Annotated in this window: 21 protein-coding genes; 7 read left to right on the top strand and 14 right to left on the bottom strand. The window is 51.1% G+C overall.

The window, feature by feature from the left end; translation table 11 throughout:
- Positions 1–115 precede the first annotated feature (115 nt).
- Positions 116–751: a peroxiredoxin gene (locus tag H6G89_RS14855; RefSeq protein WP_190507627.1), complete on the top strand. Its 636-nt coding sequence runs from the start codon at positions 116–118 to the stop codon at positions 749–751.
- Between the two features lie 239 nt (positions 752–990).
- Here H6G89_RS14855 and H6G89_RS14850 read toward each other — a convergent pair whose 3' ends face one another.
- The 9 genes from H6G89_RS14850 to H6G89_RS14810 form a co-directional block, all read right to left on the bottom strand.
- A complete protein-coding gene (locus H6G89_RS14850; protein WP_190507625.1) occupies positions 991–1,713 on the bottom strand; it encodes a Uma2 family endonuclease in 723 nt (240 codons plus the stop codon).
- Positions 1,714–1,875: 162 nt separating this feature from the next.
- On the bottom strand, positions 1,876–2,832 hold the full coding sequence (bioB, locus tag H6G89_RS14845; protein ID WP_190507623.1) for a biotin synthase BioB: 957 nt from the start codon (positions 2,830–2,832) through the stop codon (positions 1,876–1,878).
- 39 nt (positions 2,833–2,871) lie between these two features.
- Positions 2,872–4,137, bottom strand: a complete 1,266-nt coding sequence (gene bioA, locus H6G89_RS14840; RefSeq protein WP_190507621.1) for an adenosylmethionine--8-amino-7-oxononanoate transaminase — start codon at positions 4,135–4,137, stop codon at positions 2,872–2,874.
- A gap of 13 nt (positions 4,138–4,150) precedes the next feature.
- Complete coding sequence (gene bioD / locus H6G89_RS14835) at positions 4,151–4,786, bottom strand: dethiobiotin synthase (protein WP_190507619.1); 636 nt, start codon at positions 4,784–4,786, stop codon at positions 4,151–4,153.
- A 110-nt stretch (positions 4,787–4,896) separates the two neighbouring features.
- Complete coding sequence (locus tag H6G89_RS14830; protein ID WP_190507616.1) at positions 4,897–5,688, bottom strand: methyltransferase domain-containing protein; 792 nt, start codon at positions 5,686–5,688, stop codon at positions 4,897–4,899.
- A 43-nt stretch (positions 5,689–5,731) separates the two neighbouring features.
- Entirely contained in the window at positions 5,732–6,403 is a 672-nt protein-coding gene (locus tag H6G89_RS14825; protein ID WP_190507614.1) for an alpha/beta hydrolase, read from the bottom strand.
- Positions 6,387–7,571, bottom strand: coding sequence for an 8-amino-7-oxononanoate synthase (gene bioF / locus H6G89_RS14820; protein WP_199336729.1), 1,185 nt, complete (start codon positions 7,569–7,571; stop codon positions 6,387–6,389). Before bioF ends, H6G89_RS14825 begins: the two co-directional genes overlap by 17 nt.
- A 178-nt stretch (positions 7,572–7,749) precedes the next feature.
- Complete coding sequence (locus H6G89_RS14815; RefSeq protein WP_190507611.1) at positions 7,750–8,451, bottom strand: hypothetical protein; 702 nt, start codon at positions 8,449–8,451, stop codon at positions 7,750–7,752.
- 25 nt (positions 8,452–8,476) lie between these two features.
- Positions 8,477–9,487, bottom strand: a complete 1,011-nt coding sequence (locus H6G89_RS14810; RefSeq protein ID WP_190507609.1) for a response regulator — start codon at positions 9,485–9,487, stop codon at positions 8,477–8,479.
- A 300-nt stretch (positions 9,488–9,787) separates the two neighbouring features.
- On the opposite strand from H6G89_RS14810, the gene H6G89_RS14805 reads away from it, so the two are divergent.
- Complete coding sequence (locus tag H6G89_RS14805; protein WP_190507607.1) at positions 9,788–10,576, top strand: carbonic anhydrase; 789 nt, start codon at positions 9,788–9,790, stop codon at positions 10,574–10,576.
- Between the two features lie 118 nt (positions 10,577–10,694).
- Here H6G89_RS14805 and H6G89_RS14800 read toward each other — a convergent pair whose 3' ends face one another.
- Complete coding sequence (locus H6G89_RS14800) at positions 10,695–11,495, bottom strand: hypothetical protein (RefSeq protein ID WP_190507605.1); 801 nt, start codon at positions 11,493–11,495, stop codon at positions 10,695–10,697.
- A gap of 66 nt (positions 11,496–11,561) precedes the next feature.
- On the opposite strand from H6G89_RS14800, the gene H6G89_RS14795 reads away from it, so the two are divergent.
- The 4 genes from H6G89_RS14795 (at position 11,562) to H6G89_RS34765 (ending at position 16,815) form a co-directional block, all read left to right on the top strand.
- Positions 11,562–13,160, top strand: a complete 1,599-nt coding sequence (locus H6G89_RS14795) for an FkbM family methyltransferase (protein WP_190507603.1) — start codon at positions 11,562–11,564, stop codon at positions 13,158–13,160.
- 49 nt (positions 13,161–13,209) lie between these two features.
- A complete protein-coding gene (locus tag H6G89_RS14790; protein WP_190507601.1) occupies positions 13,210–14,208 on the top strand; it encodes an FkbM family methyltransferase in 999 nt (332 codons plus the stop codon).
- A gap of 93 nt (positions 14,209–14,301) precedes the next feature.
- On the top strand, positions 14,302–14,658 hold the full coding sequence (locus tag H6G89_RS14785) for a tetratricopeptide repeat protein (protein WP_190507599.1): 357 nt from the start codon (positions 14,302–14,304) through the stop codon (positions 14,656–14,658).
- 51 nt (positions 14,659–14,709) lie between these two features.
- Positions 14,710–16,815 carry an FkbM family methyltransferase gene (locus H6G89_RS34765; protein ID WP_206758104.1) on the top strand — a complete coding sequence of 702 codons (2,106 nt, stop codon included), beginning with the start codon at positions 14,710–14,712 and terminating at the stop codon, positions 16,813–16,815.
- On the opposite strand, the gene H6G89_RS14775 is transcribed toward H6G89_RS34765, so the two are convergent.
- The 4 genes from H6G89_RS14775 to H6G89_RS14760 all read right to left on the bottom strand — a co-directional run bounded on the left by H6G89_RS14775 (position 16,812) and on the right by H6G89_RS14760 (position 24,041).
- A complete protein-coding gene (locus H6G89_RS14775) occupies positions 16,812–19,238 on the bottom strand; it encodes a glycosyltransferase family 4 protein (RefSeq protein ID WP_190507597.1) in 2,427 nt (808 codons plus the stop codon). The two genes, H6G89_RS34765 and H6G89_RS14775, sit on opposite strands and share 4 nt — an antisense overlap.
- Positions 19,239–19,710: 472 nt before the next feature.
- The gene (locus H6G89_RS14770) at positions 19,711–21,999 is read right to left on the bottom strand and encodes a hypothetical protein (RefSeq protein ID WP_190507595.1); all 2,289 of its coding nucleotides are present in this window, start codon (positions 21,997–21,999) and stop codon (positions 19,711–19,713) included.
- Positions 22,000–22,100: 101 nt separating this feature from the next.
- Positions 22,101–23,156: a threonine aldolase family protein gene (locus H6G89_RS14765; protein WP_190507593.1), complete on the bottom strand. Its 1,056-nt coding sequence runs from the start codon at positions 23,154–23,156 to the stop codon at positions 22,101–22,103.
- A 9-nt stretch (positions 23,157–23,165) separates the two neighbouring features.
- Entirely contained in the window at positions 23,166–24,041 is an 876-nt protein-coding gene (locus H6G89_RS14760) for a tetratricopeptide repeat protein (protein WP_190507591.1), read from the bottom strand.
- A gap of 562 nt (positions 24,042–24,603) precedes the next feature.
- Between H6G89_RS14760 and H6G89_RS14755 the strand changes: the two genes are divergently transcribed.
- The gene (locus H6G89_RS14755) at positions 24,604–26,160 is read left to right on the top strand and encodes an AAA family ATPase (protein ID WP_190507589.1); all 1,557 of its coding nucleotides are present in this window, start codon (positions 24,604–24,606) and stop codon (positions 26,158–26,160) included.
- Positions 26,161–26,233: the final 73 nt, after the last annotated feature.

Raw genomic sequence — 26,233 nt, 5'->3', positions numbered from 1 at the left:
GAAATGTTACGTTAAGCTGAAAAAGATCTAAACTCCGGGCGGGTTAGTGGGGTTTTGTGGGAAGATATCTTGAGTAACCCCAAAAATCTGTTCTCTATATTACAGGAAGTCGGCTATGGCTCTTCAACTTGGTGATACGGTGCCCAATTTTACTCAATCCTCTAGTGAAGGGGATATCAATTTTTATGAGTGGGCAGGTGATAGTTGGGTCGTGTTGTTCTCTCACCCCGCAGACTACACCCCTGTTTGCACAACTGAATTAGGCGAAGTTGCAAAACTCAAGCCTGAATTTGACAAGCGCAACGTTAAAGTAATTGCACTTAGCGTTGACGATGCTAACTCCCATGCAGGTTGGATTAGCGACATCAATGAAACTCAAAACACCACGGTTAACTATCCCATTCTGGCGGACGCAGACAAGGCAGTGTCTGACCTGTATGGCATGATTCACCCCAATGCGAACGCCAAGGTGACTGTTCGCTCGGTGTTTGTGATTGACCCTCAAAAGAAATTGCGGTTGACAATCACCTATCCACCCAGCACTGGACGTAATTTTGAAGAAATTCTCCGGGTGATCGACTCGTTGCAACTGACCGACAACTATGGTGTTGCAACTCCAGTCAACTGGAAGGATGGTGATGATGTGGTTGTGGTTCCTTCGATTCCGACTGAGGAAGCCAAGCAGAAGTTTCCTAAGGGTCTGACCGAAGTGAAGCCTTACCTGCGGATGACTCCTCAGCCCAACAAATAACATCAAATCCGTTTAATTAACCACTGTAGGGGTGGGTTTTGCTATTAAACTTCGCTGAATTCAAGTGTTGTCTGCTAAACCCACCCCTGCAATTTCGCGGTTGTTAATCAGATTTGATGTACATCCAGAAAATCGTGCCGCTAAACCAAGCAAGTGCTGCACGAATTGAATCAAATGTTTAGCTCCTTTGCATAAACGTAGAGGAGTTTTTTGGCTTCAGATGAGGGATGCAAAAACGGCTATCCCGGTAGGTTATCTGGATCAACGCCGAGCGATCGCAACTGTTCCTTAAGCTGTTGCACCTGCAATTCAGCCTGTTCTGCCCGTTGACGAGCTTCTTCTGCCCGTGCTTCGGCTTCCTGGCGTGCTTTGCTCTCTTCTCGCAGTGCCTGTGCCAACTCGCCTGGAATCAGAAGCTTTTCTCCAGTGTCTTCTCGGTAGAAGGCGATCAACTGCCCATCGACCTCTAGCCGTAATTTAAGGGGATCGCTGCGTCCATCGGTAATTGGCTCGTAGATGTCACCCCGTAAACGATAGCCCCGCAACTGTTCAGGAATCCATTCACCTTTGGGGTCAAACAGCCAGTACTCCTTGACCTCCAGTTGCTCATACAGGGTTTTTTTGAAGGTTTCATCCTGATTTTTTGTGCCCTCTGAGGTCATCTCAAAGATGACGGATGGCGTTTGACCTTCTTCCCAAATTTTGTAGTTGTCGCGCCCACCCGGAGCCACATCAAAAATCACCATGACATCTGGGGCAACCCGTAGTTTGGGATATCCCTGAGCATAGTAAAGAAACTGATTTCCCAAAATGGTGGCTTGCTGCCCTTCCAGATATTGTCGTAAAACTTCTAATGTGACCAGCAAAGCGTAGAAATGGAGATAGGTTTCTGCCACAGGTTCACCATCTGAACTGGGGTAAACGACATCCACGGATTGAGAGATAGGTAAGAGGCTGGTCATAGGAGCGATCGCCCTTAAACGCATATCATCATTCTGACCTGATTTGACAGAATGAGCCGTGATATCGCTTTGGTCAGAAAGCTTAGGACAAAGGCAATGGCTCAAATGCTAATTCTGGGGGAGCTTCCTGACTCGCCTCCGCCCCATCAAGTGTGGCTACGGCTATACCAACTCAGTGGCTTTGAGGTTGAGGTCGGCTAACAGTTGGCGATCGCTCTGAATCTCTGGGTTGGCGGTGGTCAGCAGTTGCTCGCCATAAAAGATGGAGTTGACCCCGGCTAAAAAGCATAGGGCTTGTGCTTCCCGGTTGAGTTGAGTCCGTCCGGCACTGAGGCGAATGCGACTGGTGGGCATGAGAATTCGAGCGGTGGCGCACATCCGCACCAACTCAAAGGAATCAATCGGGGGTTGCTGCTCTAACGGGGTTCCTGCCACGGCTACCAGTGCATTAATGGGCACGCTCTCTGGATGGGGATCGAGATTCGCCAACACTTCTAACAAACGGGCGCGATCGCTCAAGGTTTCGCCCATGCCAATGATGCCACCACAACAGACGGTCATGCCTGCCTGCCGTACACGGTCTAGGGTTTGCAGGCGATCGCTATAAGTGCGAGTGGTGATGATTTGGTCGTAGTATTCTGGGCTGGTGTCGAGGTTGTGGTTATAGGCGGTTAGCCCTGCCTCTGCCAATCGCTGCGCTTGAGAGTCGGTCAACATTCCCGCTGTGACACAGGCTTCTAGCCCCAATTCCCGGACTCCCCGAACCATATCTAACATGGCGTCAAAGGATGCGCCTTCGCGAATCTCGCGCCATGCCCAACCCATGCAAAACCGACTTGCCCCCAGGGTTTTGGCTTGCTGTGCTCGGTTGAGGACTTCTTCAACCTGGGCGATCGCTGTTTTCTCCACCTCAGTCTGATAGTGAGCCGATTGAGGGCAATAGGCGCAATTTTCGGCACATCCCCCCGTTTTGACACTCATTAGAGTCGCTAACTGCACCTCGTTGCTGGGATTGTGCTGACGATGCACGGTTTGAGCCTGGTAGACCAAATCCAGTAAGGGTTGTTGCAGCAGATCCAGAATTTCAGCAGTTGTCCAGTCGTGGCGCAGTGCAGTCATGGGGTGAGGTTAAACGTAGGGGTTAAACAGAGTGCAATTTCAAATCATAGCCTTGATGCGGCTATACACAAACGCCAGTTCATCCTCCGTGATGCAATAGGGCGGCATCAGGTAGAGTACTTCCCCTAACGGACGCAGGAATAGACCTGCCGCGATCGCCTTTTCGCGAATGACGTGAGAAATTTGGTTGAGGTATCCAGGTTCGTCATCAGTGACGATATCCATTGCGGCGATCGTCCCGATGACGCGCAGTTTCTCCAAACGAGGATGGTCTTGCAGGTCGCTTAAATGCTGTCGATGCAGGGCTTCCATTCCCTTAAATCGGGGTTCGTTCTCGTGCATCAGTTGCCAGGAGGCGATCGCTGCGGCACAACCGAGGGGATTTGCGGTGTAGCTATGCCCGTGATAGAAGGTGTGCATCGGATCATCGCTGTAGAAAGCGTTGTAGATTTGCTCTGTGCAAACGGTGAGAGCTAGAGGCAATGAGCCACCTGTTAATCCTTTGGAGAGGCAAATGATATCGGGAGTCACCCCGGCTTTGAGGCAGGCAAACCAATCTCCGGTGCGCCCAAACCCGGTCATCACTTCGTCAAAAATCAGCAGCGTGCCGTGACGGTGGGCGAGTTGTTGCACCTGTTGCAAAAACGCTGGTCTACAAATCTGCATTCCAGCGACTCCCTGTACCAGAGGTTCGATCAGAATGGCGGCAACGCGATCGCCCCCTTGCTGCAACACAGTTTCAAGTTTCGCCAATGCCTCCTCTTCTCTGGCTTGCACCTGATCATCCCCGATGTGGATTCCCGGAAACGGGACATATTTCACATCAAACAGCAGATCGGAGAAGACCTCGGAAAAGAGCGATCGCGCCCCTACCGACATCGCCCCAACGGTATCTCCGTGATAAGCCCCCTCAAAAGCAATGAACGTCGTCCGGGTCTGCCGTTGGTTGTGCCAATACTGGTACGCCATTTTGAGGGCTACTTCAACCGCTGTGGAGCCGTTGTCTGAGAAAAAAACTCGGCTCAGAGGTTCGGGCAGGCGTTGCAATAGGAGGTTGGCTAACTGTTCCGCAGGATCGTGGGTGAACCCGGCAAAGATGACGTGTTCCAGCTGTTTGGCTTGCTCATAGATAGCAGCGGCGATCGCAGGATGAGAATGCCCATGTAAGTTAACCCACCAGCTTGAAATACAGTCGAGAATGCGCTGACCGTTGTCTAGTTCGAGCCATGCTCCATGAGCCGATTTGACCTTGAGGGGTGGGGGAGCCGTCTTTGCTTGAGTGAAGGGATACCAGATGTGCTGCATGGAATGAAAAAAATCAAGAGCCGAATAATTTCTTGAAAGCCGATTTGAGCGTACTTGGTGTAACGACCGTCAGCGGTTCCAACTCTCCTAAAATAGGAACTTGCCCATAGTGAGCGATCGCCTCTCGGTTAGAGGGGTTGAGTTCCCCATTCATAATGACACCCAGAATGGGAATGTTGGCTTGTTGCAGTTGTCTAATCGAGAGCAGGGTGTGGTTAATGGTTCCCAACTGGGTACGAGCCACCAGGCAAACGGGCAGGCTCAAATGTTGGATCAGATCAATGATCAGGTCGGTTTTGTTGAGCGGCACCAGCAGCCCTCCTGCCCCTTCCACAATCAGGGGATAGGTTGGAAGAACCTTGGGAAACTGAAAGTCAGCCAGGTGAATCTCGACCCCATCCAGTTCAGCCGAGCGATGGGGTGAGAGGGGTTGCGTCAGGCGAAACCGTTCGGGTAGGAAGTGAGTTTCGTCGAGTTGCGTCACCGATCGCACATAGTCGGTATCAGTCATCGGTTCTAAACCGGATTGAACGGGCTTCCAGTAGGTGCCCTCTAGTCCAAGGGTCAACATGGCAGAAACGACCGTTTTGCCGACGTTGGTATCGGTACCTGTAACAAAAAAGCGATCGGGAAATTGAAAAGAATTCACGGGTAGGGATATGGCGTAAGGACTATCGACTTACAACTATATCGCTCCCCTAACACCTAATTTCTGATATGGCCATGGGGAATCAATTAGGACAGACGTGGGTGTGAGATTTATTGAGAGCGTTGAACCACTAAAAAAGCAATGTGATAAGACACTTGAATTCCAGTTGGATTGGTCTCATTCCAACCGCGAATTAACTGTTTCATTTGTAGAGAAGAAAGCTTTTGTTGACATCGACTTAAACCTGCACCGATCAACTTCAAACTTCTAAAGAAATCGATCGCCCGATTGTAAAACACACTCATGGTCTGCTCGTAACACACACAATTCACGGTTGGATCAGTAAGCTGCTGCGTCAAATCTTTTGGATCAGGCATTGGATTAGCGGTAAATGGCAAATCCATTTGTTGACAGAGGTGTTGCCATTCTGGAAAACTGCGATGCGTTGGAAAAGAGACTAAAAGCAATCCATTGGGCTTTAGCGTTGCCATCAGTTTCTTGAGACTTTGAGCAGGTTGCTCAAACCATTGCACTACAAAGTTGCTGACTATGATCGCATACTGATCTGGATTCACATCAATGGCTTCACCGTCCAACTGCTTAAACACAATCTGCTGGCGTTGTTCAGAAGTTAATCGCAAGTTTTGTTGACATTGATTCAACATATTTAGAGAAATGTCTGTGATCTCTAACGTGCGATCGCCACAACATTCAATTAACTGTTGAGTTACAAATCCTGTACCACAGCCGATCTCTAAAACATCTCCGGGTGGTAAATGGCATTGGTGCGATCGCAACAGTGTCATTAACTCACGGGCACACTGTTGTTGCACGATGGCGTTAGTGTCGTAGGTTGATGTTGCGTGACTAAAGCTGTCTGCGACTTGATGTTTGTAATTCACGTCGGATGGTTGAATTAATCTCACTCTTAAAAATACAGGTCAGTTATAGAAACTTTTCACTCAAAGTTTGCCAACACTCGTGCGTGTGGGTAAATGGCAATGCATGTTCTGCGTTTGAAATTAAAAAGAGATCAGTTTGATTCGGCAATGACTCCAACCACTCTTCTCCTTTACTGTGTGGCACGATCTGATCCATCACCCCATGAAAAATAACGATGTTAGGAATAGAGTTTAATTGATGGATCTCAAAACGGGCTGTATTTAACCCTTGCAAATCGATCACTAACTGATCGTGATTTGTCACAGTGCGGTTTCTCAAGTCGTGGTCTGGCGGTAGACCACAGTTTGTATAAAACTGGTCTAACACAGCTTGAGGATGCTGTTGACATCCTTGAATCATCTGTTGCAAGACCCGTTGCGATCGCCGCTTATCCCGCTCGCCCTGGGGATGAAACTGCACAAAACTGGCGAAGATGACTAATAGATCCGCCTGAGACAGGTGCTCTGGAGGACACAGATGCAATCCATACGAGTGCACCATCACTACTTTGTGGGAGTGATTTGCAAATTTGGCAGCATGAGATTCGCCAAAATAGCCACGATCGAACGTTTGCAGCGCAATCCCGTGCTCGGCAAAGTGCGTTTTCCAGGATGCCCAACACTGTTGGTCAAAACCCCAACCATGATAGGCGATCGCTTCAATGGCTTGACTCATGCCACTCCCCGATCGCATGAATCAACGCATCAACCTGTGCAACGGTGTGCTGGCTTGACAGAGCAACCCGCAAACGGGCTGTTCCCGGTTCAACGGTTGGAGGACGAATGGCGATCGCCAACATACCGCGTTGTTCGAGCCATTGGGACAGACGCAGGGTCTTTGCTTCGTCACCCACCATCACAGGCACAATTTGCGAACTGGAGTTGCCGGGGTCGTAGTTTAACTGGCTCAACTGCTGCCGCAAATGGTCGGCAAGGTGGTTGAGATGCTGCCGTTCTGCGCCCAGTGTGGGAACTAGCTCCAGGGCTGCGGCGATCGCTCCAACCACCGCAGGTGGCAAAGCCGTCGTGTAGATAAATCCGGGGCAATAGTTTACCAGGTAATCCCGAAGTTTTTGAGAGCACGCGACAAAGGCTCCAAACGCCCCAAATGCCTTGCCAAAGGTGCCGACTACAATATCAATTCCGGGTTGATGGGCTGCCAGACCCATGCCCTGTTTGCCCATCACCCCCAACGCATGAGCATCATCAAGGTAAAGAATGGCATTGTAGTCTTGCGCTAATTGCACCAAAGCGGTCACATCACTGCGATCGCCATCCATGCTAAAGACCGTTTCAGAGACGATCATGATGCGACTATAAGACTGCCGAGCAGCTTTTTCCAATAGGCTTTTGAGATGGGTCAGATCATTATGTCGATAGCGCATGAACCGGGCATGACTGGCGAGAATGCCCTGAATTAAGCTGTTGTGTACCAGGCGATCGCACAACACCAACGCCGAGGCATCCAGTAATGCAGGCAAAACCGTTGAGTTGGCTTGAAAACCAGAACTAAACAGCAGAGTGGCTTCGTATCCACAGGCGATCGCTAACTGGTGCTCTAACTGTTGATGAATCGGGTAAGTGCCTGTCACCAGACGAGAAGCGGTTGCTCCTGTGCCATAGCGTTGAGTATAGCGTTGGGCGGTTTCAATCAGATGGGGATGCTTTGATAAGCCCAAATAGTCATTAGAACTGAAATTCAGGAAGGAGCGATCGCCTCTTGTGCCTTGAACACTGCTATCTGGATCAAAGGCAGCAACCACTCGAAACTGATGCGCTTCGCGGCGTTGCTGCAATTTCTGCTCTACAAACTCGAACTTATTAAACAGCTTTGCCTCGACCACACCACAACTCAGCTTTTGAACTGGAGATTGATTCAGGAAATGATTTTAGCATTCCCTACACCTCCAGTATGGGCGATCGCAATTAGCCCCACGAGGAACCAAACATCCGTACAGATGCGATTGATCGCGTCTCTTTCCCTCTCTATTCTCTACTCCCTACTCCCTATTCCCTACTCCCTTATTCCTGCAATGGCTCCGCTTGCCTGGAACTGGGCGTTCTTGGCATGACGGGAACCCGATTGGCATCGTTTTGTCTTGTTGTAAACAACATCAGGGGCAACCCCAACGCCAACATCACAATCAAAATCACTGTAAACACTAGCCAGTTCCGCATGGTGCGGAGTTGCTTTTCCAGAACCTGAATGGAGGTTCGTGTTCCGCGCATCTGGTTATCCAACATCTCGACCTGGTTAGAGTTCACCCCCGATTGGGTTACCCAATTCATGGCTGCCTTCATCTCTGCTCTCAGGCGAGCCTCAAAGTCTTCGATGGGTACTTGCAACGCTTCACGCTGTTCCTCCCACTCCTGCAAAAAGGCATCGAGCCGATGTTCTATTTCCTGTTTATAGGTCTGGAGTTCTGCATTGATATTGCGGTCGGCAAGGGTGAGGTCATTTTGGGCGATCGCGATCTCTCGCCGCAGATCTTCCCACCCTGCCTGAATGCCCATCTCCAGTTGCATCAGGCGATCGTTAAGGGCTTGTGTGTTCCCGTTAGCTGAGCCATTTTTCTCCAAATAGTCCTTCATCTTTTGATGAGTTTGAGACAACTCCTCAAATCGACCTTGAACTTGAGCCAACCCATCTAAAACCTTAAATGACTGTCTCAGTTGATTCGCTAATTCTGCTAGTTCTCGCTCAACTTGAGTTAAATCTGCCATTGTTCTCTCCATAATTAGTCAAACCTCACCGTTGTACTGCCCTATCCAACCGTTCAAAACCTTGTTGTAGCGTTAGCAATTTGGAATTCAGGGAGGTACAAACCCTAGCCATGGTGTACAGTGCTCTGATGCGACGCAGCACCAGGAGAGAGCGGTAGGGGGCGGAGTTTTTACCAAACCGCTCTGTCGCCTCGCTAAAGAGAAACACCCAGCCATCCTCACTATTCCAGGGGCTTCCAGGTTGTGTCAGCCACGAAAATGCGGTTTCTGGTTCTAACTGCAATCCCTGCCGATAAAACAACAGCAGACCTTCCCGTCCTAATTTCTGGCGAATTCCTTCCTTAAAACCAAATTTGAGATATTGCAAAGCCGTCTTCTGTCGTCCCTGAATGCCACCCAAAAATGTTCCGGTCAAATACAAAGCTGACAAATTGGTAGGGTTCTCTTTGAGCAATCGCCCTACATAACCGAGAGCATCATTCTCAATATTTTGCTGAGCGGCATAATTGACAAATTCGGTTAATGCTTCTACATCAAAGCTGTCTAACAACAGCAATAAGTCCGATTCTGCGATCGCCGATTGCGGCGTAGAAGGGGTTGTCGCAGCACTGGAAGCGGAATCGGGCACACGAGCAATAATTTTTTCGACCAGTCCAGGCCCGAGTTGGGTATGTCCGCGATAGACCGATCGAATTGTGTTGGCTAAATCTTCGGCAGCGGTATTTTTCAGCAAATACCCTTTTGCCCCCGACCGCAACGCTTGAGACAAATAGCGTTCATCGTCATGCCCACTGAGCACGATGACTTTGACATCTGGAAATCGGTCGTAAATGATTTGGGTCGCTGTGATGCCATCCATTCCTGGCATGAGGATGTCGATCAGCAACACATCAGGCTTGAGTGCCTCAACTTGAGCGATCGCCCCCTGTCCGTCATTGGCAGTTCCTACGATCTCAAAGTCTTGCTGTTGTTCCAGCAACACCTTGAGAGCTTCGCGAATAATAGCCTGGTCATCGACCAATAAAATCCGAATCATGCAGCCAATCCCAGTAATCGTTCTCTGTTAAGCCCCATAAACATGAAAAACAGGTGATTGTAAAACCTGTTTCTGGGGCAGACGTGCCCTATCCGATAAATCTGCTTAATCCAATTAATCAATAACCCGCATGGGAATCAGGATGAAAATCTAGGTTCTTGTCGTGAACAGGCTCCGTTTCGGTGGGAGAATAGAAGAGAGTTTGGCGTTTTGGGATGCTCAGCTATGGGTGGCTGCTCCCGATTCTCAAATGGACGATCACTCATCGTGGGATGAGTCGCACTGGAAGGGAACTAGATTATGAAAGACCTGATTCAAGGGCTACGAGAATTTCGGGATAGTTATTTCTGTAGCAACTTCGAGCTATTTGAGCAACTGGCTCATGGGCAAACCCCCAAAGTCTTGTTTATTACCTGTTCTGATTCGCGGGTCGATCCAAATCTCATCACTCAGGCACAACCCGGCGATCTGTTTGTGGTTCGTAACGCAGGTAATATCATCCCCCCCTATGGTGCAGCTAACGGGGGTGAAGGGGCAGCGATCGAGTACGCCATCAACGCTTTAGGGATTGAGCAGGTCATTGTTTGTGGTCACTCTCACTGCGGCGCAATGAAAGGGCTGTTAAAGCTGGAATCCCTGGAGGCCAGTATGCCCCTGGTGCATAACTGGCTCAAACATGCAGAAGCCACTCGACGGTTAGTTAAAGACCATTACAGCAGCTATGAAGGGGAAGAGCTGATCGAAGTGGCGATCGCTGAAAATGTCCTGACCCAACTCGAAAACCTCAAAACCTACCCCATCGTTCACTCCCGTATCTACCAGGGCAAACTTCGGCTCTACGGGTGGATCTACAACATTGAAATGGGTGAAGTGCTGGAATACAACGTTGACCAACATGCGTTTGTCCCCATTCAACACACGGCTACTCCAGCCGAAATGTCGATCAAGCTTCCTCCCATTCAGATCAACAAGTCGCCTGTCACCTGCCCCATTCCAGAACCCGATGCGTTTCCGTTGACCTGGCTTTCCCCAGAGCAAGAGGAACGGATCTATCGAGGCTCGGCTGCAAGTAACGGGTCGAGAAGATAGATGGCTGGGAAGAGGAAGAAGGGATGAAGCATGGGCGTTGCTGAAGGCAGGTATGATCCTTGAGAACGCACCACGGCTGTAGGGGCGTTTCGCGAAATGCCCCTGCGAGATTCCTACATTAATCACTCGACGGTGGCATAATCTGAAATCCACCATCGGGGCTGGCGACCACGTCTCCCCCCAAAAGCCGAATGCGATCGACGGCAGTGCGACGGGTGCGATCGTCAGGCGCATTTTCTAGCACCATTGCCCAGGCAGCGACCTGAGCAGTTTTACTGTCGGGGTTGTTAGCGAGAAATTGAGCGGTTTGTCGAGAGAGTTGGGCGACCTGATCGCTCCCCGGTATGTTGGACTGGCTTGCCCACTCGGCAGCCGTTTCAAACGATCGCCGTGCTGCTTGTGAATCGCCTAAAAACAGCAACTCATCAATGCCTTTGTTGCGCCAGACAAAAAAGGAACCCGGTGGCACGGTGGGTGAAAGAGACTCTAGCCCCTGATCCATCAGAGCGACCGATCGCTCCGGTTCACCTGCATAGAGCGCGGTACTGGTTGAGAGAAATGTATACGCCTCTAAAAACCGGGGATTGTGAGTCAAAACGACATCAAAAAACTCAGGACTGAGAGAATAGTCGGTTTGTTGTCGCGCGGGTTCATCGCCAAAGTATTGTAAAAAGTTGAGAAAAGCCCAATCAGCGATGAGGTTGTCAAAGCCAAAGGTGGGAATCTTCTCTAGTAAATTCAACTGCACTTTTTGAGCCTCTAGTTGCTGGCGCAGGGTCGCAACACTGGGGGTGGTGGCTTGACGCTGCAATTCGGCAAGTTGAGGAACTTGCAGTAAGCCAATCGCCAGAACACATACCAGTGCTACGATGGACGTGCCTAAAAGCTGTTGCCAACTGTGGTGAGATTTAGCCGACACAGATCGCGAATTCCAATGCAATATTTTTGACCTTAAGTGTAACCAGTATAATTCCCCAACTCCTATATGACCCCATCTTCATCAACTCCTGCCATTGAGCCGTATTGGCAATACGTGCATGACAATTGCCCTGAATTAACGATTCACTCCATTATTAATCTCGCGACCGACCTGGAGTCGGTCAGTTGGGATGAACCCACCACCGCGATCGAACTGAACAATCTTGCCGTTTTAGCGTTAATTGAAGCGGAGCAAAGTGATAGCCCGGAGTTACGCGCTATTAACCTGGAGATGGCTATCGATGCGCTGCAAAGGGGGGTAGCTCTAAATCAACATCCCCTCTGTGCGGCTCATCTGGCGATCGCTCAGTGTATGTTAGGCGATCGCGAGGCAGCGGCTCACAGTGCCTATTCTCAGTTGATTTCAACGCTGCAACCCCTGTTTAACTCAGTGGATCGACTGCCATTGGGGTTGGTATATTTGCCGTTGCAGTGGCGCAATCTGGCGATCGCCCGCCAGGAGCAATTCCATCAACTGTTGCATGTTGAAGATGGCTACAATCAGGCAATTTTGCTGTTTATTGAAGTGTTGTGTCAGGCGCAAGTTGTGTTTTACAACACTGTTGGCTTGCGATTTCTGCAACTTGCCAGTCAACTCTCTCCGCAAACCGCCTACGTCAATTTCAAACTGGGGCTAGCCAGTCTGATTCAACAACAATGGGAAGGCTTGTTATATCTGCAACGAGCCCGCAAGCTTGCCTTTGATCATCCGGCTGTGTTGCAAGCAATGTATCTCGCCTATCGGGAGCCAGAGCATCCCAAAGCGGGAGAATATTGGCTCAACCTTGCTCGTAACCATGCCCAACGCCATCCAGAAGCCAACGTATGGAAATGGGCACAACTTCCAGCGGAAAGCCCCATGACCTATGTGCCCTTTGAACAGATGGCACTAGCGGTGGAACCGAATCTCCGCAGTATTGTCACCAGTGTGTTGCTGGCTGAAGGAGACTGGTTTGAAGCGGAGATGGAGTTTTGGCGAGAGCAGATTGAACCCGGCATGACCGTGATTGATGTGGGGGCAAACGTAGGGGTCTATACCTTCAGTGCGGCTCAGCGAGTGGGGGCAACGGGGCGAGTGTTGGCGGTAGAACCCTTCTCTGGATGTGTGCGCTGTTTGCAGGAAACCTGTAAAACGAACGACTTGCCCTGGGTGACCGTGTGTGCCGGAGCCGCCAGCGATCGCAACACTACCCTGCGCCTCTCTCTCCGCTCTGCCAGTGAACTCAATCGCGTTGTCACCGCAGATGAGGAGCTGGAAACCAGCGAGTTTGAAGAGATTCCCTGCTTTACCCTGGATCACCTGATTGAGCGGGAAAATCTGAGTCGAGTCGATTGGCTCAAGATTGATGCCGAAGGACATGAGTTGCAGGTGCTACAAGGGAGCGATCGCCTCCTCACAGACTTTGCTCCCAAAATCCTTTACGAGAACGTGGCGGGCTTAAGCGCAGAAGATGAAGATGCCAGCAACACCATCGTCGCTGAATATCTCATGTCTAAGGGGTATCAACTCTTCCGTTATCGTCCCTTTGTCAAAGAATTAATTCCAATTGACTCGATTCACGAATTGCGGGGCAACCTCAATATAGTAGCTCTACCCAAAGCCTAATCCAGTCCAAACACGACGAATCGCACTCCCCATTCCCCACTCCCCCGATATGCCAATTTTTCTTCCCATCTTGAAAAGCAGCGGTCAACTCAATCAACTCCACATCACCGTTTGCAATGTTGGCTCTCGCAAAATCAATACTCAAGACGACTATGCCAGCGTGGGTTGGAATATTTTTGCTCCCAATCTCACCATCTATGGGTTTGACGCTGATCCCGAAGCTTGCGATGCGGCCAATGCTGACTTAGAGGCTCGCCAGGTCAACTGGATTGAAAAGCATGTTCCTCTGGCGTTGAGCAACGCTCCCGGAGAAAGCACGCTCTATGTCACTCAGCACCCCATGTGCAGTTCGTTGTATCCCCCTAACGAACCTTATTTGAGCCGCTTTAGTGGATTGCCAGAGTTGGTTAATTTAGACTTCACTGTTGAAATCGAAACCACAACTCTGGATGAGTTTTGTCAGCAAGAAGCCGTTACTGATATTGATTTTCTGCAAATTGATGTGCAGGGGGCAGACCTGTTGGTGTTGCAGGGGGGGCAGAATCTGCTGGAACGCAGCGTTTTAGCCGTGCAGATTGAGGTTGAGTTCAGTCCGCTCTACAGTAATCAACCGCTGTTCAGCGATGTGGATACCTTCTTGCGATCGCGCGATTTCAGCTTATTTCATCTGGCGTCGTCTCATCGGGTAAGAATGCGATCGCCCATTCAATCCTTCTCTCATCCGGGGCAATTGTTGTGGGCAGATGCGTTTTACTTCCGCGATTTGCTGCGCTCTGACTTTGACCGCACCCAACTCAAAACACCAGAGCAACTGTTCAAACTGGCATGTATCGCTGATGTTATGGACTTTCCTGACTATGCCCTGGAATTGCTAGAAGCCCTGACACTGCAATACGGCGACAACCCCGACTACAACTGTGCTGATGCCATTGTGATGGGGCTTGCTAATTTCTCAGAACTCAAAGCTCAGGGATTGGAGCAATTACCGATTGTGGAAAATGTGCGGCAATACTTGAGTGACAGTGCGATCGCCCTGTTGAAGTCGTAAGAGCAACCTGCGCTCTACCTCAACGCTTCTCCCTGATCTCTGTCTGCGCTCAACTGGGTAAGTTAACACTATACTCATTACTCACACACAGTTATGGCTCTGACTCAAACGCAACGACGGACGTTCATATTCGTTTCGGGTGTCCTGTTTTTAGGCTCTATGGCGGCGAGCACGGTTAATCTGGTTGTGACAGGTCTTTTGCCAACCGAGTCTGCTCCTGTCGTCAGCGAAGAGTCATCCATCGAGGCGCAAGTACGGGGATATGAACTGGTCTTGCAACGAGAACCTAACAATATTACTGCTTTAGAAGGGCTAGCCAACACACGGTTAGAGATGAACGATCCTAAAGGGGCGATCGCACCTCTCGAAAAACTGGTTAAACTGAATCCTGATAACGCTGACTACGCAGCACAACTCGCTGAGGCACGCCAACAAGCGGGCAATCCATAGCGAATGCTGGGCAGGTGGTGGGGCTAACTCAGAGTTGAGTGACGTTAAAGCATGGCTATATTTCTTCCCAGTCTCAAGCGCAATGGACGGTTAGACACCTTACACGTCACAGTTTGCTTAGTCGGTTCTCGGAAGCTGGCGATCGAGGATGATTATGGCAGCCAGGGGTGGAGCGTTTTTGCCCCAAATCTGACGATATACGGATTTGATCCCGATGAGGAAGCCTGTCAACGGGCGAACGACAATTTGCAAGTGAGGCAGGTTAACTGGGTTGAAAAGCATATTCCACTGGCGTTGTGGAGTACATCGGGACAACAAACCCTGTATATCACTCAAGAGCCTGCTTGCAGTTCGCTGTATCCACCCAGTGAAGCCTATATCAATCGTTATCTGGCAAATGCAGAGGCAATTCGATTAGCGTCTACGACTGACATTAAAACCACAACGCTAGATGCGTTTTGCCAGTCCGAGGCAGTTCACGAGATTGACTTCATTCAACTGGATGTACAGGGTGGAGAGTTGCAGGTATTACAGGGCGCAACCGCAATTCTAGAGCGTGTTTCAGCCATTCGTACTGAAGTGGAATTTACAGAACTCTATGTCGGGCAATCGCTGTTTGGCGATATGGATCAACACCTGCGCCAACAAGGGTTTTCGCTGTTTGATTTGAGCAACTTGAATCATGGACTGCGACGAGTTCCCGTAGCGTCTGAGACCCATCCGGGTGGGTTGATTTGGGCAGATGCTTTTTACTTTCGCGATTGGATTCAAACCCCAATTCAAGATCCTGACAAGTTGCTCAAGTTGGCGTGTATTGCAGATATCACGGACTTTCCCGACTATGCTCTGGAATTGCTGGTGTATCTAACGCTCAACTATGGGCAAGAGACACGTTACAACTTCACTAACGAAATTTTAGAGAGTCTGTCTCAAATTCCTGAACTGGTGAGGCAGGGCGTGCGATCGCTCCCCACGGTTCAAGCTATGCTGGCGTTTAATGATACCTGCGCTGGCTCAGGGGCGGTTAGCAATTCAGTAGACCACTTACAACAACGCGCGTTGACAGCTTTTCTGCTGGACGAGTATGAGCAAGCCACGCAACAGTACGAGCAATTAATTGAGTTAGCCCCTGAGATCCGATCCAGTTACTGGTATTTGGGTTTAATCTTGCTGTTGCAAGGTCACGAGGCTGAAGCGCAGACCACCTGGTTTCTCAGGATGGCAGATGCTACTGAGGCAGAACTTGAAGCCTGGACAGGTGAGCTAGTTGATATTTTGTTTGTGGAATATCAGCGACGGATTGCTGTGGATGATGGGGCGATCGCCTGGGCCATTGAGCAGCATTTGCGGGAATTGGCTCCTCAGTATTTTGTGGAGCCTGCTCGTGAGGAGCGAGTTAAATATTCCTATTTAGATGAGGAGAGCCGAATTGAATATTACCTCGATCGCCTCAATGAGTTAGATCAGGAATCTCCGTATTGTGTAGACATTGCAGCCAGTGATGGCATTACGATGTCTAATACCTATTTTTTGTTTAAGCAGGGGTGGTCAGGGTTAGCTGTGGAAGGCGATCGCGAACGATTTGCTCAACTGGCTTTACGCTATCGCGAATTCCCCAGTGTTGATCTCAGTAAGTGTTTTGTCACTCCAAAAAATGTCGTTTCACTCCTCACAGCCCATCAAGTCCCAAAACAATTTAGCTTCTTAAATCTGGACATTGATAGTTATGACTATTACGTTCTAGAAGAACTGCTGAAGGACTTTCGCCCGTTGCTAATTTGTGCTGAGATTAACGAAAAGGTTCCTCCTCCTGTGAAATTTACGGTGAATTGGGATGAGAACCATGTATACACAGGTGATCACTTTTATGGACAAAGTATTTGTCAGTTGTATCTACTCTGCCAGAAATACAACTACGACTTAGTTGAGTTGCACTACAACAACGCATTTTTGATTCCATCAGAGTTGAATCCGTTACCTGCCCTCTCGCCAGAAGATGCCTACCAACAGGGTTATGTGGAACGGGGCGATCGCCAGGAGAAGTTTCCCTGGAATGCTGACGTAGAAGAGTGGTTACATCTCTCACCTGACGAAGTGCGCGATCGCATTCACACATTTTTCGCTCAATACCATGGTCAGTTTACCTGCACAATTTAGTAGCGTAAGTCCTGAGTTAATGCCAATTGCCGTAATTGGGATTGCTCGATCTGAGTAGCGATCGCTGAAGATACTTTCCCCAGTTGGATAAATCCGCTCAAGCGAGGTGTTAGTACCTGCCATTGAGGTGCCGTCAAGTATGGCAATGGAGCGACACCGGGTTCCTCAATGTCGAGGTCATACTGCATGGCGATCGCCACCACTACATCGGCCAACAAAAAGTCCACATCGATCGCCTCTGGTAAGTCGCTGATGTCGATCAAGAAGGTCATGGTTTCCTGATTGGGATGGGTTAACAGGGCAGCGATCGCCTCTCCCAATTGCTCATACAGCACATCTTCTGGTTGTTGCCAGTCAACCAGCACCAGAATGTTGGTGTCGCGCAGGGGTAAGTCACGCAGAGTAACCTCCATCAACACCGATTGCACAATCGTTGCCATGGTCGCCCAGGAAAACAGGTGCGATCGCTGCAATCCTGACTCAATCAGGGCGTGACGAATCTTCGGTTTCTGGACATCGCACAGAGCTTCTGCCAGTGCATCGGCATCGGTGTCATCTACATACAAGGCGGCTTCTCCGGCGACTTCAGGAATAGAAGAATTGGGACAGGTAATCACTGGACAACCACACGCCATCGCCTCTAAAATCGGCATCCCAAAGCCCTCATATTTGGAGGGATACACCAGGGCGATCGCTCCGCTATAGGCAACAGCGAGTTCAGCATCGGTGAGCCGCAGCAAGTGAACTGTAACTCCGGTGGTGCTTGCTCGCCACCCGTCGGGAAGTTGGGGTTCAAATGCCGTACACACGAGGTCAAACCCGGTCTTGCTGGCGAGATTGGCAAATGCCTGAAAGAATAGCTGATTGTTTTTGTAAACGCTGGGGTTATCTGCTCCGATCACCACGAAGTAAGGCTTGTTAACGCCGTACTTGCGCCGAAATTGAGCGATCGCCGCTTCCCCCGCCGGTCTAAAGGTCTTGCTGACTGCACAATACGCCACCTCAACCGGACTTGCTAACGGTTGGGGCGAAAATCGCACAACGTCCTCTGCTGTGTTTTGAGAAATTGCCAGATGCCTTGTAGCCTGGGCGATCGCCCGTTGTTTTGCTTGCACAATGGGGTGGGTTTGTCCTTCTCCCATCACCTCTGGGATCATGTCGTAAACCAGTACCACTGAAGGCGTTGACAGCGGTGTGGTGAAATAGGTTGAGATAAATACCTCTACCCCCAATGTGTCGCAGACTCGTTGCAACATCTGGCGATCGCCTTCACTGTCTTTAGCGTTGTAGGGTTGTATCGGGTAGTAGTGAATGCCGGGAATTTCTGGTGCGGTGCCTGCTCGATCGAGTACCACCAGGTTGTTAGCAAAGCCATTCGCTACCCACTCCTCCAGGAGCGATCGCCACACTCGCGCAATTCCCGTTTTATAGAGTTGAAAGAACACACCATCGATCGCAACAAGCGGTGTAAAGCTGGATGGAGTCTTGACCTCAGCATGTAACGCATCAGAGGAGCGGAACTGCCATGCTCCGGTCGGGTCTGGGTGGGCGATCGGCACGACTCCCTTTGTCGCTGCGCGATCGACCATAGTCAGGTCGTGAACCCAAGAGAAGTAACGCCGCAACCGCACCGGAAAATGGGTTTCATGTTGTAAGGTCTGCCATTGAGACAGTGCCCCTGCGTAGCCGTAATACCGCTCCTTGAATTGCAGTTGTGCTGGCAACACATAGGCGAAGTGCTGAAAGATCAACCCATTTGCCTCGGTTTCTGCATGACGAAAAGGGTTGACTCCGGCGACATCGCGCCAGGTTCCATCGGGTAGAGGTTCCGCCAGTTGGGGCGGTTCGTGTGCTGCCCATACATACCCTGGACGGTATCGCCAGGTACGGAGCCAGTCCTGCTCTGGGTTTTGTGCATAGCAATTGCGCGTACTGATGATCAGGTCTGCTCCCACAAAATACCAGCACCAATAAAAGGCGGCGGTTTTTTCGGGGTGAGTCGCAAACATCTGGTGAGCCGTTACCAACTGTTCAACTGTCCACAGTTCATCAACATCGACCTGCCATAAAAGGCACTCTTCCTGGATGTTGACCAACGGCGCATTGACCATTTCCCGTTTGCCATCCCAAAACTCGCCCAAGGGCTTGCGATAAACGGTGATACGGTCTGGATGCTGTGCGGCTACCTCATCGAGATATTCACTCGTGCCATCGAGGCTGCGTCCCTGTTGGTGAATGTCGGAGGTGACCTGTCCACCCAATTGCACACTCCAGGCAGTGTCGTGCTTTAAATCAGCGACTCCCTCAACAATGTGCCAGTGCCAGGTAAAGGGAAGCTGTTGAAAGATGTTGAGATGGTAGCGAATGAAGGGTTCGCCGTTTAAGACAATCGTGAAAAAGTGGATGGGTAGGTCAGAGGACATTGGATGAGTGACGGGATTTGCAACTATAGGTTTGAGCTTGTTGGCATGTTTGAGCTTGTTTGCACTTGGCGTTTATCGCTATTGTCCCTTCAATGAGGGCATTGATCCCTGAGGGTTAACCAGAAAGACACGATTAATCGCATCTATTCTGTCTATTCTGTTGATGGGTTGTCCTGACCGAACAAACTACGGCGATAGATCCGCAGGCTTTGACGTAAGTCGCAGGCGTTTTGTGTTTGGCAAAGCTCAGTTGAGCCACAAGCTCGGCTTTGGTATCCGGCAACTCACGTTGCGGATAAATATAGCTTTGGTCAGAAAGCTTAAGACAAAGACAATGTTTCAAACACGGTCTGGAAAGGCTTTCTGACTCGCCTCCGCCCCATCGCATGTGGCTATGGCTGGCTATGGCTGTAAAATTGCACGTTGTGTGATGAATGAAGGACAACAACAGCTTTGCCCTTTAGAGCATTCCCTAAATCTCCAAATCTGTTTCCGCTAGCAGTGGTAGATCTGGAGGGATGATTGTGCGGCTGATCACGACTTTATGACTTTCCCGCTTGGTCATCATCTCAATCGCGATCGCCTCAAACACGGCTTCCAGGCAACCATAGGGCACTGTCACCTGGGTGCGCGTCTCTAAATGCCCAAACCCATCAGGCACAAATGCCATGAACCATCGGGGTCCATCCAATAGCGAACGGGTCTGGCGATCGAGCACCCACATCTTGACGTAAATCCGCGACTTCACATCGGGCAGCTTTACCGTCACAAAGATAGACTGACCCGACACCAACTCTCCAGCGGGGATGCTTAATTGTGGCTCTGGCACTGGTTCATCTTCAGGTAGCACCAGTTCTGCTGGAGGCTCGACGGGTGCCACCTGCCGCGCGTAAGAAGGAGTGAGGGGTTCATCCTCAACGACTACCTCGTGAGCCGCTAAATCGGTATCTAGCCCTAACGGAGCCTCATTAACGGGCAACGCCTCAATCGGGTCTTGGTGCAGCCAACTGGACAGTTCTGAGTCGCTGGCGAGGGCGTTGAGCCGTGAGAAAAATCGGTTTTGCAGATTCAGGGATTGGAATGCCTGGTCTTCGGGAGAAGGAGCCTTTTTAGCTTTGGGCGATCGTGGCGGCACGGTTGACGCAGGAGATTGCCAGTCTTGCGGAGAAATGGTGTCATCATCCAACACTAGCTCTGACAGACTGAGGGGAGGTGTTGCCTCTGGAGGCATCTCGGTTGACCCAGAAAACCCAGCAGACGTGGCAGGAGGTGGGGGTAAGGACGGTTCTGAGGCAGCAGTGGGGGAACTGGTGGGCGATGCGCTTCCGGTTACACCAACGGTCATCGGCGACTTAGCAGGCGTCCGTTGAGCAGACTTTGCTGGGTTCAATTGAGGGGGAATAGCTTGCTTGTCTGCTGGTTGAAACTGCAACATCGGTTTGGGCGATTGCAGAAACTCCAAAAACGTCAGATCCAGGTCAGCAACCGTAGCCGGTGCAGTGAACTCTAGTGGCGGTTGGACGAGATCAGATTCGGGGTAGGCGTTAGCCAGTGCCTCTAGCAACTCCGTCAGATCGGCTGTGACGCTAAAGGGATGGGTGGCTAATTCGGTTGTTCCCGCCACGAGCGTAATGTCTCCCAACAGCAGGCGCGTCTGGTAGCCGTCGGGAATGGTGATGGTGCACTCAAAGGGTGATGGCACTGTCTGAATCGGCAGCGATCGCCCCACATTCACCAGGGTTTGAGCCGTCTGGGGATCGCTCAACCGAATTCGTAGCTCGACGGCAGGAATAGCCACAGGAGAGGAATTGACGGGCGATCGCTCGACCTGTCCTGTCAGGGTCAGCGTTTGTCCCCGACGGGCGGTGTAAGTGTCCCGATTGAGGGCCAGTTGCACCGGAGGATAGTCGGCAGTGGACGCCTCATGCAACACGGGCGTATCCACTGAAGCGGGCGTTGGCTCCACAACGGGAGCCACATCAGGCGGTTGCGATCGCACGGGAGTCTCTGTCCCTGTGGCAGGGATGTTCTCGATAGGCGGTTCCGCCGTTGCTTCTAAATCTTGAAAGACCGAGTCTACAACCTCTTGAGAGAGGCGTGTCGCCATCTGAAAAATGTCAGAAGCCGCAATTTCTTCGCTGAGGTTGGCTCGTGGCGCGTCCGCGTCTGAGTCTACCTCCAGGTGGGGAACAGGGGGCACGATTGTTAACCGCTCTAACTCTGGTGGCGGCGAAACTGGCTCTGGGGGCAAAACAGCTTCCGGTGGAGTCGGAGGTGAGGTCGGTTGAGCAACCGCAGAAGCACTGTTCTCCGGGGGTGGAGGGTCAGCCTGAACAGCCGCCTGAACAGTCGATTGGGACTCTGGGGCATCTGCTTGCCAGTCGGGCTCCCACTCCTCCGTTGCCTCGCTGGCGTGGGACAACACCTGCAACTTCACCGTGTATTGCCAACCCTCTCCGGCAAAATCTGCCATCAAATCTCCACTACAACTGAGTTCCCAGATGCCTGGTTGCAGGCGGGTAAAGGGAATCACGACCACCAGTCCATCTGGGTTGGTCTGACTCGATCGCTTTTGGGTGCGGCGTTTGGGCGGAGTTTCAGCGATCGCAATGTGAGTCACTTGAATCTCAACAGGGGTGTTGACCCGATTGGAGCGGGCGACAACGCGATACCGTCCCTCCAGAATTTCGACGTCTGGAGACTCTAGAGGCAGCCAGGAGCGATCGCCTTCTTTTTGGATGAGAAATTCCCAAAACCCCATAGCCTTATCTAGACCTCCAGATATGGTTATACTTGGCTATTTAATCATGGTTTTAAGTCTAGTCCACTACTAGATCTGTGGTTTATAGAATTGTGAATTTTTTAACTGAGGGCTTCAACCGGAGTGGCATAGCGATGAGCCGCTTCGACAAAGGCGGTTACGTCAGCTTCGCGGGTGTTAAAGGCGGTGACCAGTCGAGCCGTAATCGTGTGATTGGGGGTAGGTTGATGATAGAACCGGAAGCCCTGACTGAGTAGACCGTTGGCGATCGCCTCTGGAAAGCGGACAAAGATCTCGTTTGCCTCAACGGGGTAGCACAACTCCACCTGGGGAACCGTGGATAAGCCGTGAGACAGCTTCGCCGCCATCTGATTGGCGTGGGTGGCGTTTTTGAGCCAGAGATCATTGGTAATGTAAGCCTCCAGTTGGGCTGAGAGGAACCGCATCTTGGAGAACAGGTGTCCGCCCCGTTTGCGCCGATAACCAAAGGTTTCGCTGAGAGCCGAGTTAAAGAAAACCACTGCTTCCGCTGCCATGGCTCCATTTTTGGTGGCTCCAAACGAAAGCACATCCACCCCGGCTCGCCAGGTGATATCCGCTGGAGCGCATCCCAACCGGACAACGGCATTGGCAAATCGGGCTCCATCCATGTGCAGCGACAGGTGATGAGCATGGGCAACCTGAGCGATCGCCTGTACCTCTGTGACGGAATAGACCGTCCCCGCTTCTGTTGCCTGGGTCAGACTCACCGCCGCAGGTTGAACGCTATGCACCACCCCCGCTCCGGCTTGGCTCACGGTGCTTTCCAGCGTAGCCGCGTCTATCTTGCCATTCACACCGGGCAACAACACCAGCTTTGCTCCACCTGTATAGAGTTCGGGCGCACCGCACTCATCCACATTGATGTGAGCCTCCGGGTGACAGTATATCGCGCCATAGGGCGGCGACATGACTGACAGAGCCAATGCATTAGCCGCAGAACCCGTTGCCACCGGAAAGACGACCACCTCTGTCTCAAATAACTCTGAGAATTGGGCATTGAGCCGCTGGCTGATGGCATCTGCCCCATAGGGCATGGAACTACCCTCGTTGGCAGCCGCGAGTGCTGCCATGATTTCTGGAGACACTCCAGTTACGTTGTCACTAGCAAAATTCATAACACCAATCTAGGGAGCAGGAGACTCAGCGGGGGCAGGGCTGGCTTCAGCACTGGGAGCAGAACTGGGAGCCGCTGCCGGAGACGGAGACGCACCCGCCGCAATTTGATTAATCTGGTCTTTGTATTGGGCTGGAGCCAGAGCCGCCGCACTGACAAACAGGGGCTGTGCTTCTTCATTTTTGCCCTGGCTTTGTAAGACGAGAGCTTTGCCTAACACCGGACGGAAGTCTTGCCCATCGCTCTCAATCGATTGGTCATACACCGCGATCGCCTCTTCAAAGCGTCCCTCCTCGGCGTAGACCCGCCCTAACAGCAGTTGCACAGAGGTAACATCTACGCTGCCCGGTTGGATGCGATTCGCTTCGTCAGCGGTTTTGAGCGTGTCTTGCAACAAGCCGATCGCCGCCTGTGGACGGTCTTGCTCTAACATCAAATCCACCAATCCTTGCAACGCATTCAAGTCACCCGGACGAGTTGACAAGATGCTGCGATAGGCTTGCGCTGCCCCTTCGCGATCGCCAATGCGTTGTTTTGCCTGTGCCAGCAATACCTGATATTCCGGCTGATCAGGATTCAACTCCGCCAGCTTTTCCAGAGGGGCGATCGTCGCCTCAATGTTGCCCTGTTGGATGCGAATGTCGATTAACCCTCTCAGTGCCGTTTGATTGTCGGGTTCTCGTTGTAGGACTAGTTCGTATCCCTTCGCTTGTGCCTCCAGATCGGCTTGCGGCGACGCAGCCCTTGACGCCGCTGGAGATGGAGATCCGGCTAGACCCCCTCCAAACAACGGCGCAAAGATCGACAGGAGCAAAAATCCTGAAAAAGCGAGGGTGGCGATCGCCAATATAGTCACGGTTAGCCAACGATATCGCTTGTTAAACACGGCACACTTCCCAAAACTCTAATGACATATTAACGATCAACGAACGATTAGTGGTGTTTCGGTGAGAGATCTTGAGGAAATAGGAAGTGGGCTGACGCTCCCAGCCGCCAAACAGAAGGCTTCAGGCAATGAGGCATGGGAATCATGTTTCTATTAATCACTTGGGAGGGGGGAGTATAGCCGTAGCCCCATTTGATGGGGTGGAGGTGAGTCAGAAAGCTTTCCCAGCATCAGGGTTTGATCCATTGCCATTGCCTTAAGCTTTCTGACCAAAGCTACAGCGATCGCCAAAACCCTTACGACATTGAATTTGAGCCCTGTCGAGAGAGACGCGATTAATCGCGTCTGTCCTGTTGAGTGCCTTGTCTTAACTGAGATGACTACGGCTATATATTTTGCCGCAAGGCTGCTTCTAGCCAGGAATGCACCTGGTTAACTGTCCTAAATCAAGTGGCGGTAGCTATAGAAGGCGACTCAGCCAAAAATTATCGTAGATAGTACGGAATTTTGTGAGACAGAGGGGAATTTTGAGAGTAGTCCACTCCCCTTACCCATTTCCCCTATGCCGTCTTCTAGCACTCTGCTCTCCAACAGCATTCGCAACATTCAAACGTTGATCATGTCCTTTCATCCGTTGATTGTGATTGAGACGGTTGAAGAAGAGCGGGCGCAGGCTCTGTTACAAGCGGTGACACGCGATATGAATATGCCCCTGTTTGAGTGGAGTGCGACGCAAGGCATCGTACGATCGCCCGGTTCCATGCAAGCTCCGTGGGTCAATGAGTGCGCTCCCCCTGGGCAAAATCGCCCTGCTGCGGTCGAGGGAACGGATGATCCCCTCAAAGCTCTGAAACATATTCAAGATATGACCACCAAAGCAGTGTTTTGGTTGAAGGACTTTGCGCCCCACCTGGAAGACGACCCTGTGTTGGTGCGACAGTTTCGGGAGATCACTCAGCAGTTTTCCCAGTCTGCTTCAGCCCTCGTCGTGTCGGGTGACACCGTGCAACTGCCACCAGAGATTGCCCACGATGCGGTCTACTTTGATCTCAAGCTGCCTGGTTTGGATGAATTGCATCAAGCCGTGTTAGAAGTGATGCGATCGCTGAAAAGCCGAAACCGCTTGCAGTCAGAACCGATCGAGCTAGAAATGCAGTCGTTGGTCAAAGCATTGGTCGGCATGACCCTCAAGCAAGCCCGACAGGCAATTACTTTTGCCGCTTTAGAGGATGGCAAATTAAGTATTGATGATGTCGGTAGAATCTTGCACCGCAAAGCCCAGATGATTCGGGAAGGGGGCGTTTTAGAATATTTCCCGGTCAATGAGAAACCCGTGAATCTGGGAGGCTTTGCCGGACTCAAACGCTGGCTTGATCACGCCAAGGTCGGCTTCAGCGAACAGGCACAAGAGCTAAACCTGACCCCTCCCAAAGGGATTCTGATTGTTGGCATTCAGGGGTGCGGCAAATCTCTGGCTGCCAAAACCATTGCCCAGTCCTGGAGACTGCCCCTGCTCAAACTTGATGCTGGAAGGCTCTATGACAAATACATCGGCGAATCGGAAAAGAACTTTCGACAGGCAATCGCCCTGGCTGAAACTATGGCACCTGCCGTGTTGTGGATTGACGAAATTGAGAAAAGCTTTACCACTAGCACAGGTGATTCTGATGGTGGCTTGAGTCGTCGCTTGTTTGGCTCACTGCTCACCTGGATGCAAGAAAAATCCCAGGAGGTGTTCGTCGTCGCGACTGCCAATGACCTGTCTCAGGTACCCCCCGAACTGCTCCGAAAAGGACGCTTTGATGAAGTTTTCTTTGTTGATCTGCCCAACGAACAGGAGCGGGGCGTCATTCTGCAAACGCACCTGCTGCGCCGCAAACAAACCCCAAGACAGTTTGACTTTGCTGCTCTGGTCGCGGCAACCGATGGTTTTAGCGGTGCCGAAATCGAACAGGTAGTGATTGCGTCCCTCTACCATGCGTTGTATTTGAATCAACCCCTCGACACTAACCTGCTGTTGCAAACCATCAAATCCACGATTCCCCTTTCTGTATCGCGTCGTGAAGAAGTCGAAAATTTGCGGGCGATCGCTCAAGAACGATTTGTCAGCGTGCGTTGAGGACTGAATGCTAAAGACTAAGTAATGGATTAGGGGAGTGATAGAGATTGGCTTCTCCCCCTCTACTCCTCTA

This window comes from Oscillatoria sp. FACHB-1407, assembly GCF_014697545.1.
Taxonomy (GTDB): Bacteria; Cyanobacteriota; Cyanobacteriia; order Elainellales; family Elainellaceae; genus FACHB-1407.
Note: the sequence above shows the minus strand (reverse complement) of the source record. Positions and strands in the feature narration are given on the sequence as shown.

Bases quoted from the DNA above. Each gene is read 5' to 3' on its own strand.
- H6G89_RS14855 (WP_190507627.1), top strand. From the start codon at position 116: ATGGCTCTTCAACTTGGTGATACGGTGCCCAATTTTACTCAATCCTCT.
- H6G89_RS14850 (WP_190507625.1), bottom strand. From the start codon at position 1,713: ATGACCAGCCTCTTACCTATCTCTCAATCCGTGGATGTCGTTTACCCC.
- bioB (WP_190507623.1), bottom strand. From the start codon at position 2,832: ATGACTGCACTGCGCCACGACTGGACAACTGCTGAAATTCTGGATCTG.
- bioA (WP_190507621.1), bottom strand. From the start codon at position 4,137: ATGCAGCACATCTGGTATCCCTTCACTCAAGCAAAGACGGCTCCCCCA.
- H6G89_RS14825 (WP_190507614.1), bottom strand. From the start codon at position 6,403: ATGAGTCAAGCCATTGAAGCGATCGCCTATCATGGTTGGGGTTTTGAC.
- H6G89_RS14815 (WP_190507611.1), bottom strand. From the start codon at position 8,451: ATGGCAGATTTAACTCAAGTTGAGCGAGAACTAGCAGAATTAGCGAAT.
- H6G89_RS14810 (WP_190507609.1), bottom strand. From the start codon at position 9,487: ATGATTCGGATTTTATTGGTCGATGACCAGGCTATTATTCGCGAAGCT.
- H6G89_RS14805 (WP_190507607.1), top strand. From the start codon at position 9,788: ATGAAAGACCTGATTCAAGGGCTACGAGAATTTCGGGATAGTTATTTC.
- H6G89_RS14795 (WP_190507603.1), top strand. From the start codon at position 11,562: ATGACCCCATCTTCATCAACTCCTGCCATTGAGCCGTATTGGCAATAC.
- H6G89_RS14790 (WP_190507601.1), top strand. From the start codon at position 13,210: ATGCCAATTTTTCTTCCCATCTTGAAAAGCAGCGGTCAACTCAATCAA.
- H6G89_RS14785 (WP_190507599.1), top strand. From the start codon at position 14,302: ATGGCTCTGACTCAAACGCAACGACGGACGTTCATATTCGTTTCGGGT.
- H6G89_RS34765 (WP_206758104.1), top strand. From the start codon at position 14,710: ATGGCTATATTTCTTCCCAGTCTCAAGCGCAATGGACGGTTAGACACC.
- H6G89_RS14775 (WP_190507597.1), bottom strand. From the start codon at position 19,238: ATGTCCTCTGACCTACCCATCCACTTTTTCACGATTGTCTTAAACGGC.
- H6G89_RS14770 (WP_190507595.1), bottom strand. From the start codon at position 21,999: ATGGGGTTTTGGGAATTTCTCATCCAAAAAGAAGGCGATCGCTCCTGG.
- H6G89_RS14765 (WP_190507593.1), bottom strand. From the start codon at position 23,156: ATGAATTTTGCTAGTGACAACGTAACTGGAGTGTCTCCAGAAATCATG.
- H6G89_RS14755 (WP_190507589.1), top strand. From the start codon at position 24,604: ATGCCGTCTTCTAGCACTCTGCTCTCCAACAGCATTCGCAACATTCAA.